Annotated in this window: 12 protein-coding genes; 1 reads left to right on the top strand and 11 read right to left on the bottom strand. The window is 29.9% G+C overall.

Going from position 1 to position 13,586, the window contains the following annotated elements; all coding sequences use genetic code 11:
- Nucleotides 1-17 precede the first annotated feature (17 nt).
- The 7 genes from mraY to mraZ form a co-directional block, all read right to left on the bottom strand.
- Nucleotides 18-980: a phospho-N-acetylmuramoyl-pentapeptide-transferase gene (gene mraY / locus CLTEP_RS00230; protein WP_066820783.1), complete on the bottom strand. Its 963-nt coding sequence runs from the start codon at nucleotides 978-980 to the stop codon at nucleotides 18-20.
- A 14-nt stretch (nucleotides 981-994) separates the two neighbouring features.
- Complete coding sequence (locus tag CLTEP_RS00225; RefSeq protein ID WP_066820781.1) at nucleotides 995-2,374, bottom strand: UDP-N-acetylmuramoyl-tripeptide--D-alanyl-D-alanine ligase; 1,380 nt, start codon at nucleotides 2,372-2,374, stop codon at nucleotides 995-997.
- Nucleotides 2,375-3,823, bottom strand: a complete 1,449-nt coding sequence (locus tag CLTEP_RS00220; protein WP_066820779.1) for a UDP-N-acetylmuramoyl-L-alanyl-D-glutamate--2,6-diaminopimelate ligase — start codon at nucleotides 3,821-3,823, stop codon at nucleotides 2,375-2,377. It abuts the gene before it with no gap.
- 90 nt (nucleotides 3,824-3,913) lie between these two features.
- The gene (locus tag CLTEP_RS00215) at nucleotides 3,914-6,112 is read right to left on the bottom strand and encodes a stage V sporulation protein D (RefSeq protein WP_066821821.1); all 2,199 of its coding nucleotides are present in this window, start codon (nucleotides 6,110-6,112) and stop codon (nucleotides 3,914-3,916) included.
- A gap of 35 nt (nucleotides 6,113-6,147) precedes the next feature.
- Complete coding sequence (locus tag CLTEP_RS00210; protein ID WP_066820776.1) at nucleotides 6,148-6,630, bottom strand: septum formation initiator family protein; 483 nt, start codon at nucleotides 6,628-6,630, stop codon at nucleotides 6,148-6,150.
- 48 nt (nucleotides 6,631-6,678) lie between these two features.
- Complete coding sequence (gene rsmH, locus CLTEP_RS00205) at nucleotides 6,679-7,611, bottom strand: 16S rRNA (cytosine(1402)-N(4))-methyltransferase RsmH (protein WP_066820773.1); 933 nt, start codon at nucleotides 7,609-7,611, stop codon at nucleotides 6,679-6,681.
- Between the two features lie 31 nt (nucleotides 7,612-7,642).
- A complete protein-coding gene (mraZ, locus tag CLTEP_RS00200) occupies nucleotides 7,643-8,071 on the bottom strand; it encodes a division/cell wall cluster transcriptional repressor MraZ (protein ID WP_066820771.1) in 429 nt (142 codons plus the stop codon).
- 312 nt (nucleotides 8,072-8,383) lie between these two features.
- On the opposite strand from mraZ, the gene ychF reads away from it, so the two are divergent.
- Nucleotides 8,384-9,481: a redox-regulated ATPase YchF gene (gene ychF, locus CLTEP_RS00195; protein WP_066820769.1), complete on the top strand. Its 1,098-nt coding sequence runs from the start codon at nucleotides 8,384-8,386 to the stop codon at nucleotides 9,479-9,481.
- Between the two features lie 38 nt (nucleotides 9,482-9,519).
- On the opposite strand, the gene CLTEP_RS00190 is transcribed toward ychF, so the two are convergent.
- The 4 genes from CLTEP_RS00190 to CLTEP_RS00175 all read right to left on the bottom strand — a co-directional run bounded on the left by CLTEP_RS00190 (nucleotide 9,520) and on the right by CLTEP_RS00175 (nucleotide 13,573).
- Entirely contained in the window at nucleotides 9,520-11,823 is a 2,304-nt protein-coding gene (locus tag CLTEP_RS00190; protein ID WP_066820767.1) for an AAA family ATPase, read from the bottom strand.
- Between the two features lie 106 nt (nucleotides 11,824-11,929).
- The gene (gene deoC, locus CLTEP_RS00185) at nucleotides 11,930-12,589 is read right to left on the bottom strand and encodes a deoxyribose-phosphate aldolase (RefSeq protein ID WP_066820764.1); all 660 of its coding nucleotides are present in this window, start codon (nucleotides 12,587-12,589) and stop codon (nucleotides 11,930-11,932) included.
- Between the two features lie 128 nt (nucleotides 12,590-12,717).
- A complete protein-coding gene (locus tag CLTEP_RS00180) occupies nucleotides 12,718-13,134 on the bottom strand; it encodes a 4Fe-4S binding protein (RefSeq protein WP_066820759.1) in 417 nt (138 codons plus the stop codon).
- Entirely contained in the window at nucleotides 13,127-13,573 is a 447-nt protein-coding gene (locus CLTEP_RS00175) for an NADH-quinone oxidoreductase subunit B family protein (RefSeq protein WP_066820756.1), read from the bottom strand. Before CLTEP_RS00175 ends, CLTEP_RS00180 begins: the two co-directional genes overlap by 8 nt.
- Between the last annotated feature and the right edge of the window lie 13 nt (nucleotides 13,574-13,586).

Genomic DNA, 13,586 nt, shown 5'->3' with positions numbered 1-13,586 from the left:
CTCCCATAACAATATTACTACAAAGATAAAAAAGACAATGACAAAAATCCTATTAAACATAGTATCACAGTAATTATTGAAAATACAGCTACTATCTTACTTTCATGCCAGCCAATAAGTTCAAAATGATGATGTAAAGGAGACATTCTAAAAATTCTCTTACCAGTTAACTTAAATGATGAAACCTGAAGTATCACAGAAAGTACTTCTGCTACATAAATTCCTCCTACAATAATAACAATCAATGGTAATTTAAGTATCAATGCCACAGCTGCAACTACTCCTCCTAGACCTAGTGAGCCAGTATCACCCATAATTATCTTTGCAGGATAAGAATTATATCTCAAAAACCCTAATAATGCTCCAGAAATAATTCCACAAAAATCAGCTAATACATAATTGCCCATTCCATAACCTATCATTGCAAAGAATATGATAACTAAAAGAGTAACCGAAGTCGCAAGTCCATCCAACCCATCAGTTAAATTTACAGCATTTGTAGTAGCAACAAAAAATATTATTACAAAGGGAATATATAGCTTTCCTAAATCTACAGTATTATTTACAAAAGGTATGTAAATGTCAGTACCAATATTCTTTGCTGCATAAAATGCTATCATACCAGATATTATTACCAGCAAAACCATCTTCTGCTTAGGCTTTAATCCTTCATTGTGTTTGTGTATAATCTTTAATATATCATCTAAAAATCCAACAATCCCAAAACCAATAAATGCTAATAATGCAACAATAGCATTACTTCCTGGGTGCTTTTCAATAACAAATAATGTTATGGCAGTTGCTAGAATAAATATTATTCCACCCATTGTTGGAGTACCCGCCTTTTTCTTATGAGTTGCAGGCCCTTCATCTCGTATGTTTTGTCCAAATTTCAATCTATGAAATATGGGAATTAATAATGGTCCTTGTAAAATTGATACAGCAAATCCAACTAATACACAATAAATAATTTTACTCATTGAAATCACCTACTTTAGCTATTTATTATCTCTAGTTTATTAACAATATCTTCAAATCTCATAGTCCTTGATGCTTTTATTAAAATAACATCGCCTTCTGTAACTTCTTTTTCTAAATAATCAATTAATTTTTGTTTACTTCCAAACCCTTTAAAATAGCTTGGATTACCATATCCTTCCTTGTAAACCTCTTTATATTCTCCAACTGTCAATAGCAAATCTACTCCCTCCTCTGATGCATATCTACCCACTTCATAATGAGCATAATAAGCTTTATCACCTAACTCCATCATTGTACCCAATACTGCAATTTTTCTTTTTCCATTTATTGTTGATAATACATTTAATGCAGCAATCATTGAATCAGGACTCGCATTGTAACAATCATTAACAACAACAAATTTTTTACCTCTTATTATATCGAGTCGCATAGGTGAAGCTTTAAAGCAATTAATTCCTTTCTGAATATATTCATAGTCGATACTTAATACTCTAGAACAAGCCACAGCCAGTAAAGAATTTAATACATTGTGTTCTCCAAGTGCTTTTATAACTAAACTATGCTCTTTATCTGTATTTATTTCCTTAATAGTATATTTTATACTATTTTCATTAAGTTTTATGTCAAATGCTTTGAAATTAACATCACCTGAAGTTCCAATCCTAATAATGTTTATATTTTTATTATCATATGCATTCAACATATCATTATCGTTATTAATTATTAATATGCTATCATTATTAAAAAAATCTGTTATTTCCAATTTTGCTTTTAATATATTCTCTCTAGTCTTTAAGTTCTCAATGTGTGAAATACCTATATTTGTTATTACAGCAATATCAGGTCTTGCAATATCTGCAAGGTTGTGAATCTCTCCAAAATTACTCATTCCCATTTCTAATACAGCAACATCATATGAATTATCCAATTTAAAAATCATAATTGGCAATCCAATTTCGTTATTAAAATTACCTTCTGTTTTAAATACATTTAGCTTTGAACTCAAAGCAGCTGCAACAAAATCTTTAGTAGATGTCTTACCTGTCGAACCAGTTATACCAATCACTTTAATGTCAAGTTTACTTCTGTAGTATTTAGCTAAATCCTTTAATGCTTTATTTGTATACTCAACCTTAATAATAGATGTATATTTACTAATGTTTTCTTCATTATACTTAATACTATCTACAATACATAGGGCTGCACCCTTTAAAGCAGCTTCTTCAACAAATTCATTACCATCAAATCTTTCCCCATGTAATGCAATAAAAATATCCCCTTTTTTTATTTTTCTAGAATCAGTAGTAACATTCTTAAAGAATTTATTATTACCTAAACAAATAAGTTCTCCTGAGACAGCCTCTATGATTTCTTCCAATGTAAGTATTTCCAATTAGAACAACTCCTTTACAAGTTCATCAATTATTTCTCTTTCATCAAAATGAATAATTTTATCATTAAGTATTTGATAATCTTCATGTCCTTTACCTGCAATTACTATGGTATCATTCTTTTTAGCCATAGCCAATGCTTTTCTTATTGCTCCCTTTCTGTTTTCTACAACTATATAATTATCTTTACTAATGCCTTTAATAATATCTTGTATAATACTCATAGGTGGTTCAGTTCTCGGATTATCAGAAGTAATTATACATAAATCACTTATTTCACTTCCTATTTTGCCCATAATAGGCCTCTTTTTATTGTCTCTATCTCCTCCGCATCCAAAAACAGATATCAACCTACCTTTCGTGAATTCCCTAGCTGTTAATAAAATATTTTCTAATCCATCTGGAGTATGTGCATAATCAACAATAATATCAAACCCCAAATCGTATTTTTTCGAAACAACTTCACATCTTCCTGGTATATTTATATTTTTAAGCCCTTCAACAATTTTTTCAATGCTTATTCCTTCATTAATACAACTACCTATGCATCCAAGAGCATTATATACATTATATTTGCCAGGAATATTTAATTTTATATTTATAATATTTCCATTATATATTAAATCAAAATCGGTTTCCCTAGAATTCATATTAATATTGCTTGCTATAAAGTCCGCTTTATTTTTTATAGCATAAGTATATACATTCTCTTTTAATAATTTACATATTTTTTGACCGTACTTATCATCAATATTTACAACCGCTTTTGATGAATTCTTAAACAACTTGAATTTACTATTAAAATAATCTTCAAAGTCTTTATGAAAATCAAGATGATCCTGTGTCAAATTAGTAAATAATCCTTGATTAAATTTAATACCATAAACTCTATCAAGAGCAAGTGAATGTGAAGACACTTCCATTATGCAATAATCAACATTTTTATCGCTCATTCTTTTAAATAGCTTATGTAACTCTAATGATTCAGGTGTTGTCCTATGCGATTTTATTTTTTCATCACCAATATAGTTAGCTATAGTACCTATTATACCAACTTTATACCCAGCATTTTGAAGTATAGTTCTAAGCATATATGTTGATGTTGTCTTACCATTTGTACCTGTTACACCTATTATATTCAAATTATTTGATGGATTGCCATAATAATTTGATGAACATATTGCAAGTGCCTTTCTTGTATCTTTAACCATAATAACTACAACTTCTTTATCTTCAAAATTCAACTCTTTTTCACATACAATAACAGAAGCACCACGTTTTATTGCATCTTCAGCATAATCATGTCCATCCAAATTGTAACCCAATATACAGAAAAAAACATCTCCTTTTTCTATTTTTCTTGAATCAAATTCTATCTTGTTTATATCAATATCCACAAAATCCTCATAATTTAATACATCAATACCTAATAGAACTTTTTTCAACTTCAATTTAATCACTCCCACAAAAAATTCGGCAGTAAAATGATTTGTTACTGCCGGTCACTACAGAATAAATATATCATATATTAAGAAAATATCCTAGTCCCCTACAAGCTGTAGCTCTAAAGTGATTTTAGTATCCTTAAGTACTTCTGTTCCTTCAGAAATGCTTTGCTCGGAAACTAATCCCTTTCCAATAAAGCTTGGCTTCAAGCCCAAACTCTTCAATAATTTTTCAGCCTCTTCTTTATTATATCCGTATAGATTCGGCACAACAACCTTGCTCTCATATAATGGCGAATCGGATGTATAAACAATAATCTCTGCACCTTCCTTTACTGTACAACCCGGTTTTGGATTTATCTCTGATATATATTTACCAGTCGATTCAATATCATACTTCAAATTTTTACTCTTTAATATTTTAATTGCTTCTTCCCTTTCTAGTCCCCTAATCTCAGGAACTACAACATCTTTAAGCAAACTTTTCGCTACCTCTTCTCCTGTAACATCTGGCTTAAATGATAAATAATTGAATATATCCATAAAAACCTGTCTTGCAGTTGGAGCAGCAGTATGACTTGAATAATAATTTGAAGGATCTGGTTCATCAATAGACACAAACACAGTTACCTGAGGATTATCAGCTGGTGCCATTCCAGCAAAAGATGCAATATATTTACCATGAGCATATCCTCCACGGACATTGTCTACCTTTTGAGCTGTTCCAGTTTTACCTGCAATATGATATCCCTTAATATATGCTTCTTTTCCTCCACCTTCAGAAACAACCTTTTCTAAATACCCCCTCAATTCTCTCATAGTATTTTCATCTAATATTCTTCTTCTATTAAAATTATCATACTTTTTATCGACAACAACATTATTTTCATTATCATAATGTGTTATTTCTTTCATAACATGTGGAGTTATCAGTTCTCCTCCATTAGCAATCGCATTGAAAGCTGTAAGATACTGTACGCATGATACAGTATTAGTCTGTCCAAAAGATATTGTAGCTAAAGCTACTGGAGTAATATCTGAAGTTTTCTTAATTATCCCTCTAGCCTCTCCATTTAAATCTATTCCTGTTTTTTTCCCAAAGCCAAACAACTTAATGTATTTATTTAACAGTTCAGGACCTAATCTTTCACCTAGAATCATAAAACCAACATTACACGAATTTTTTAAAATATCGGCAAGATGCTGGCTTCCATGTCCTGTTCTCTTCCAACAATGAATAATTCTATTAGCAACTTTCCTGCTTCCATTACAAACAAAAACATCATCATCAGAAACTTTACCTTCTTCCATAGCCGCTGTAGCAGTAACAACTTTAAATATAGAACCTGGTTCAAAAGTATCACTAACAGCTCTATTTCTCCATAGCCTTTGGTTTTCATCTAATGTTTTATTATTATCATAGGGTTCATTAGGATTATAATCTGGCTTATTCACAAGAGCCAATATCTCGCCATTGTTAGGATTCATAACCATTATTGTTATACCTTTAGCTTTATAATCTACCATAGCTTGTTCAGCAGCTTTTTCGCAGAAATACTGAATTGTTTGATCAATAGTTAAAACAACATTTTTACCATCTACTGGTTTAACATAATCCGAAATAATATATGGCATATTTTTATTGTTTTTATCCAATTCAGCGATTTTTATACCTGGAATACCCGCTAAATACTTATTATATACTAATTCTACGCCAACACGTCCCACGCCATCCGAATTAGTGTTACCAAGCACATGAGCTAAAAAGTTTCCATTGGGATAATATCTTTTAGTATCAGGTGAAATAATAATTCCATATAACCTTTTTTGTTTTATATAATCCTTTAATTTATCTATTTCTTCTTTTTGCACTCTTCTTTTAATTATAGCACTTCCTCGTGGCTTACCATTTGGCAAAGGAGCTGTTAATTTTTTCAAAACTACATTTTCATCCATATCCAAAATGGTTGCAATGCTCGGCGAAATATCAGACATATCCATATTTGCTTCCTTAAGTCTATTCCTCAATGCATTTAAATCCACATCAACCCTATACACATTTGCACTAACAGCTAATTCATATCCATTTCTGTCTAAAATCTTACCTCTCTTAGGTGAAATTTTGACTTCATGGGTCCACTGACCAATTGCCCTGTTTTTATAGTCTTCACTTTTACCAATCATTATATATCCTAATCTTCCAATCAGAAACATAAAAAGCGAGATGAATATAAAAAATGTGATGATTGTTCTTTTTTTAATCAAAACTCTATCCCGATATCTATATTTCTTAATTCCCACCTATATATTCCTCCACTTACATTCCTCCGCTAAAAAAGTATTTCTTTAAGTTTTGACAATAAACTTTTACTCTTTGAAACCTTTGTTAAATCAGGAGATTTAAAATATTCTTTATCAAAGTTACAGTATACAACATTTACTCTGCTAGGTTCAACCATATGTAATTTTTTTCTAGCTATCTCATCTATCTTATTTATATCTTGAAACTTTAATATTTCTATTTTCATCTTATCATTCTCGCTTCTTAATTCTACTATTTGTTTTTTTATATCTCTTATCTTCTTTTCATTGCCATATATTATGCTATACCTACTCACAACAATCATGCCAACTATAAAAACACACATAATGCTCTTTAGCACTATAAGTCTTTTTCTATTTTGTTCCTCTCTCAATTCATTTTTTCTATTTAATTCATCTCTATTTAATCTTTTTTCATTCTCTTTTTTCCTAGTATACTCCCTCTCGACCTGTAATGCCGTATTCCCATTAACATATCTTTCTTCTAACAATTTATTCACCCCATTATTTTTTTAGAACAATATATTTATCTTAATCGATCATATTTTTTCTGCTACCCTTAATTTAGCACTTCTGCATCTAGGATTTTCTATAAGTTCTTTTTCCGATGAAACAATAGGTTTTCTATTTATTAATTTTAACTTTGGCTTTTTGCCACACATGCACACAGGAAAATCCGGTGGACAAGTACATGGATTTACCAATTCTTTAAATTTATTCTTTACAATTCTATCTTCAAGAGAATGAAATGTTATTATTGCTATTCTTCCACCCACTTTTAAAGCGTTTACACTATCTTCTATTGCTTTGTTCAATATTTCTAATTCTTTGTTAACTTCAATTCTAATTGCTTGAAATGTTCTTTTTGCTGGATGCGGTCCATTTCTTCTATACTTTGAAGGAACAGCTCTTTTAATTATTTCAACTAAATCAAAAGTTGTTTTTATTTCCTTTGTATTTCTATACTCTACTATAAAGTTTGCTATTCTCTTATGAAATCTTTCCTCACCATAAGTTTTTATAATTCTGCTTAACTCTTCTTGGCTATATTTATTTACAATATCATATGCAGTCAAATCCTTATCCCTGTTCATTCTCATATCTAAAGGTGCATCATGCATATAGCTAAACCCTCTTTCTGGTTCATCTAATTGATAAGAAGAAACACCTAAATCCATAAGAATACCATCTACTTCTGTTATATTTAAACTTTCTAATACTGTCTCTATATTATAAAAATTATCATGCACATATGTAACATTTCTGTAATCACTTAGTCTTTTTTTAGCTGCATTCAAAGCATCACAATCTTGATCTATACCTATAAGTCTTCCTTCATCAGATAAATTCTTTAATATCTCAATCGAATGACCAGCTCCTCCAAGAGTACAATCAACATAAATACCCTTGCTATTAATGTTCAGCCCTTCAATAGTTTCATTCAGTAAAACAGATGTATGTTTAAATTCCATATAAACTCTCCTCATATAATGTATTTTGTAGTTATATACCCAACTCACTCATTTTTTCAGCAATTTCTGTATAATCAATGTTTGAATTATTGTATTCATCCCAATTTTTCTTACTCCAAATCTCAATTCTATTTGATACTCCTATGCTTACTATTTCCCTATCAATTGAAGCATATTCAAGCAGATTCTGTGACACTAAAGCTCTTCCTTGTTTATCTAGCACAACTTCATTTGCACCTGAAAAGAAAAATCTTACAAATGCTCTTGCATTCTTATTTGTTAGTGGCAAAGTACGCAATTTCTTCTCTAATATTTCCCATTCTCCCATTGGATATGCATATAAGCAACCATCAAGTCCTTTTGTTAATACAAATGGACTGCCTAATTCCTCCCTAAATTTTGAAGGTATAATAATTCTATTCTTGTTATCAATGGAATGCTTATATTCACCAATAAACATTTTTACACCTCAATTTAAATATTATCACCACATTATACCCACTTTGCACCACTTTACACCACTTTATGTGTATTATTCTATAAAAAAGATAAAAATCCTTCTAACAATATAACATTTATTATATAAGTTTAATGAAATTTTAAATCTAATTATATGTCTTTTTTTTACAAAATTCTTCATTTTTCTATTTATTTCAGTATTCCTTGAAATAAAGGGCCTTGTAGAGTATAATTTACTTGTTTAATTCATTCTTGTTTTATGTAAAATACAATAAAAGTAAAATACAATAGAAAGAAAGGAATGTTATAATAAATGAAATTAGGAATTGTAGGGCTACCTAATGTTGGTAAAAGTACTCTTTTCAATGCAATAACAAAAGCTGGTGCCGAATCTGCAAATTACCCATTCTGCACAATAGATCCTAATGTAGGTGTAGTAAGTGTACCTGATAAGAGACTTGATGTGCTAGAAAAAATGTATAATTCAAAAAAGAAAGTTTATACTGCTATAGAATTTTACGATATAGCTGGACTTGTTAGAGGAGCTAGCAAGGGTGAAGGATTAGGTAATAAGTTTTTATCACATATTAGAGAAGTAGCTTCAATAGTTCATGTTGTTAGATGCTTTGAAGATGAAAATATTGTACATGTTGAAGGTTCAATCGACCCTATTAGAGATATTGAAACCATTAATTTAGAATTAATACTTTCTGACTTAGAAGTACTAGAAAGAAGAATTGAAAGAACAACAAAATTGGTTCGTTCAGGAGATAAAACAGCCAAACACCAACTTGAATTAATGCTCAAAATGAAAGAGCAACTCGAAGCTAACAAACCTATTAGAACAATGGAATTTTCTAAAGATGATGAACCATTTGTTAAAGAACTATTTCTATTAACATCAAAACCTGTTCTATACGCAGCTAATATATCTGAAAATGATTTAGCAGAAGGAAATATAAACAACCAAATGGTTCTTAAAGTAAAAGAATATGCTGAAAAAGAAAATTCAGAAGTAATAGTTATATGTGCCAAATTAGAAGAAGAATTATCAACACTAGAAGATGATGAAAAAAATGAACTACTGCAAGAATATGGACTTAATGAATCAGGATTAGACAAATTAATTCATGCAAGTTATAAGCTTTTAGGGTTAATGAGTTTCTTGACAGCTGGTGAACCTGAAGTTAGAGCTTGGACAATTAAAATGGGAACAAAAGCTCCTCAAGCAGCAGGAAAAATTCATTCTGATATTGAAAGAGGCTTTATAAGAGCCGAAGTAATTTCATATGACAAGCTAGTAGAATGTGGTTCAGAAGCAGCTGCACGCGATAAAGGTTACTATAGACTAGAAGGTAAAGATTATATAATGCAAGATGGAGATGTTGTTCATTTTAGATTTAATGTATAAAAGAGACCTTACATAGGTCTCTTTTATACATCATAAATTCACTTCTTTCTCTTTCTATTGGAATATTTCATCATTTCTTTTTTCATAATTTCAATTATTTCATATGACTTTAAATTTTCATCGCCCATTAATACATCTATTGCATCATTAATATTTTCCATAGTATAAATTTTGAAATTGCCATTTATTATGTTCTGCTCAACTTCATAATTTAATACTAAATCATACTTATTTGTTTTAGGAATTAAAACACCTTTGCCCTCAACTTTGTCAATCAGTTTACAAGCTTTAAAAAATCCCTCTATTTTCTCATTAACACCACCTATAGGCTGTACCTCACCAAACTGATTTATTGAACCAGTTACAGCAATATTCTGATTGATTGGTATTTTACTTAATGCGGAAATCATAGATATGATTTCTGCAACAGATGCACTATCGCCATCAACTAATCCATATATTTGCTCAAAGCTTAAGTGAAAATCTACAGATAATTTATCATATCCTCCTATTAAAGTATAAATAAAACCCTTTAGTGTATTTATTGCCTTATCATGAATACTACCACTTAAATTACTTTCCTTTTGTACATCAATTATATTTCCTTCTCCTTTATAAGTACTACAAGTAATCCTAAAAGGTCTTCCAAACGTAGTAGTTCCTGTATCTATCACAGATAAACCATTAATTTTTCCAACACATTTGCCTTCTACAGAAAACAATATCTTTTTATTTTCATACAACTCAAACATTTCCTTCTCTATCAATTCTTCAGGATATGCTGCATTTATTATATCTTTATAATCAATAGAATTTTCTCCATTATCGTCTACAATCTGATTAGCTATAGTTAAAATTTTGCTTATTTCACTGGTAGAAAAATAAATTTTATTTTTACTCTCAGCTTTTCTAGAAAGGTACTTTGAAATTTCTTTAACTGCCTCATTTGTTAGAGGTTTATAATTATTTTGTTTGCATAATGCAACAATTTTATTAAGTAAAATTTCCTTATTTTTTTTATTTAATTTTACAAAAGGACTGCTTTCGGCATTTATCTTAAATATTTTTCTAAAATCCTCATCATATGAGAATAATAATTCATATGACCTGTAATCACCAATAACTATTACTTTTTCATCTATTTTTATAGGTTCAGGCTTAAAATTAGTAGGCATTAACAAATCTAAATATCCTTTATTATAATTTAGATCCACTTTACCTGTTAAAATAGATTTTTTCAAATAATAGTAAGATGATGGATAAGTAAGTAAATTGTTAAGCCTTACAATCAAGCAACCATCATTTGCATTTATCAATGACCCTGCTTTTATTAAATCTATACTAGAAATATACGAACCGCCAATATTTTCAAATTCAATAGTACCAAGTAAATTACTCAAAGACGGATCATCTTCATATACAACTCTTGGAGAATCCATTTCTGAATTATCTACAATAACATTTACTTTGTACTTATATATTATTTTCTTAATCTCAATTTCATCATCCTCATATAAACTCGAATAATTTTCCACTAATTCATTCTCAATTTTATCACACACATATTTTATATATTCAAGAACATATTCATCTCCACTAAACTTATTATATACATCAAATTTTATATCTTGAATTCTTTCACTTATCTCCTCACTCAATAATTTTTTTAGTTTTTCGATCTCATTCAACTCTAAATCCTTCAATTTATTCAAAATATTTTTAGCTTTACTCTTTAATTCACTAACTTTATTCAATATTTTTTCTTTTTCTTCAAGCGAAAGTTCATCATATTCATTCTCTGTCATGACTCTATCATCTTTAAGAGGTATAAAAGTAAATCCACTTCCGCTTGGTTTAATATCAAAATTATCTTTTTTAGCAGATATAATCAATTCACTAACTAATGCACTCTTACTCTTTTCTAAAAAATTAAGCAACTTCTCTTTTTCAACAGATGTCGTATTGTTGTAAAAATCATATACAATATCATCATAACATTTCTGTATTTTCTTAATACTTTCTTTTAGTAGTATACCTTTCCCATTTTCTATATACATTGGTACCGGTGTACTAGAATCCTCTAAAATAATATAGCAAACATCTCTAGGCTTATGTCTACCTTTTAGAATATTTTTTATAAATTCTATTAAATTATCCAATTTTTCATTTGAAAAATCATCTATCAAAAACACATTAAAACCAGTTTTTTCTATATTTATTGCAGTTTTTATTCTAGAATAAACATCCTTATATTCAGGTATAAGCTTAAATTCCTCTTTAAAATCTATATCATCCAAACTAAAATCATATATTACCTCTTCAGCCTTCAATTCTCTAAACATATTTCCCCTCCTTTCATATTATATACTATACAAAAACTACCCCAGGGGTGCAAAAAATACCAAAATATAAAAAATACCCCATAGGGTATTTTTTATATTTTGGTATTTATTCAGCTCCTTCAACAATTGCAATAGAAGCAGAAGCTCCTATTCTTGTTGCACCATTCTCTATCATTTTAACTGCATCATCATATGTCCTAACTCCACCTGAAGCTTTAACGCCCATTTTTTCTCCAACTGTTTCTCTCATAAGTTTTATATCTTCTGCTTTAGCACCAGCTGTTGAAAATCCTGTTGAAGTCTTAACATAATCTGCACCAGCTTGTTTTGAAAGCTCACATGCTTTTATCTTTTCTTCTTCATTAAGCAAACATGTTTCAATAATAACTTTTGTCAGTGCCTTTCCTTTAGCTGCATTTACAACTGCTTTAATATCATTCAAAACATAATCATAATCTTTATCTTTTAATTTGCCAATGTTTATAACCATATCTACTTCATCAGCACCATTTTTTATTGCATTCTCTGTTTCAAATGCTTTTACTTCAGAAGTTGTTGCTCCTAAAGGAAATCCTATTACAGTACATACCTTAACATCAGAATCCTTTAATAATTCGCTACATAATGATACATAACCAGGATTTATACATACAGATGCAAATCCATATTCTTTAGCTTCACTACAAATTTGTCTTATTTTATCTTCAGTAGTATCAGCCTTAAGTACAGTATGATCGATCATTCTAGCTAAATCTTGTTTCTTCATAAAAATTCCTCCTAAACTTAATGTCTATTTGCATTTATCTATTATATCATGTTTTAATTAAAAAGACACATATAAATCGACAAAAGCCAGTGATACACACGTATCTTCACTGGCTTTTACAATCCTTTTTATTTGTTTTCAGTTGTTTTTTTCTGCGGTACTGGTTTCTTTGGAGGAAGTTTTTTTATAAATGAACCACTGACAATCATATCATTTTTATCGGTTACAACCATAGAATATTCTTGAGTTAGCTCAATAGCATTTTTGGGACAAAAATCAGCACAATAGCCACAAAATGTACATGAGCCTAAATCAAATTTCATTGTAATATTTTGACCTTCCTCAACAGCATCAACCAATTTTGTAATCGCATTAGGAGAACAAACTCTTATACACAAACCACATCCTATACATGCATTAGCATCAAATTTAATCTTACCTCTATATTTTTCTGGTGCTTCTTTAGGTGTTAAAGGATACTTTTCTGTTAATGGGGCTTTAAATAAGCTCTTAAGTGCTTCACCTGCAAATGGAAACTTAGACATTATTTACCCCCCTTTTTTCTTTTAAAATCTCTATAGCTTTTATAAGGCCATCTATTATTGCTTCTGGTTTAGGAGCACAGCCACCAACTGAAACGTCAACATGCGTCCACTTATCTAAAGGCCCTTCCACACTATAACTTCCTTTAAAAACATTGCAAGACATTGGACATGATCCTAATGAAACAACCACCTTTGGTTCAGGAACCTGCGATAATACTCTCAATACCCTGTCTTTTGACTGACTAGTAACAGGTCCAGTAACAACTACAATATCAGCATGTCTAGGAGAACCTGCCAATTTTATACCCAGTCTTTCACAGTCGTATCTAGGCCCTAAAAGAGCAACTAATTCAATATCACAGCCATTACATGAACCAGAATTTACATGATAAATCCAAGGAGACTTAGTTCTACTTTTTTCAATTAATTTATTAAACATACTGTCACCTCTT

This window comes from Clostridium tepidiprofundi DSM 19306 (assembly GCF_001594005.1).
Classification (GTDB): domain Bacteria; phylum Bacillota; class Clostridia; order Clostridiales; family Clostridiaceae; genus Clostridium_AC; species Clostridium_AC tepidiprofundi.
Note: the sequence above shows the minus strand (reverse complement) of the source record. Positions and strands in the feature narration are given on the sequence as shown.

Coding starts and splice junctions, on each gene's coding strand:
- mraY (WP_066820783.1), bottom strand. CDS start 980: ATGAGTAAAATTATTTATTGTGTATTAGTTGGATTTGCTGTATCAATT.
- rsmH (WP_066820773.1), bottom strand. CDS start 7,611: ATGGAATTTAAACATACATCTGTTTTACTGAATGAAACTATTGAAGGG.
- mraZ (WP_066820771.1), bottom strand. CDS start 8,071: ATGTTTATTGGTGAATATAAGCATTCCATTGATAACAAGAATAGAATT.
- ychF (WP_066820769.1), top strand. CDS start 8,384: ATGAAATTAGGAATTGTAGGGCTACCTAATGTTGGTAAAAGTACTCTT.
- CLTEP_RS00190 (WP_066820767.1), bottom strand. CDS start 11,823: ATGTTTAGAGAATTGAAGGCTGAAGAGGTAATATATGATTTTAGTTTG.
- deoC (WP_066820764.1), bottom strand. CDS start 12,589: ATGAAGAAACAAGATTTAGCTAGAATGATCGATCATACTGTACTTAAG.
- CLTEP_RS00180 (WP_066820759.1), bottom strand. CDS start 13,134: ATGTCTAAGTTTCCATTTGCAGGTGAAGCACTTAAGAGCTTATTTAAA.
- CLTEP_RS00175 (WP_066820756.1), bottom strand. CDS start 13,573: ATGTTTAATAAATTAATTGAAAAAAGTAGAACTAAGTCTCCTTGGATT.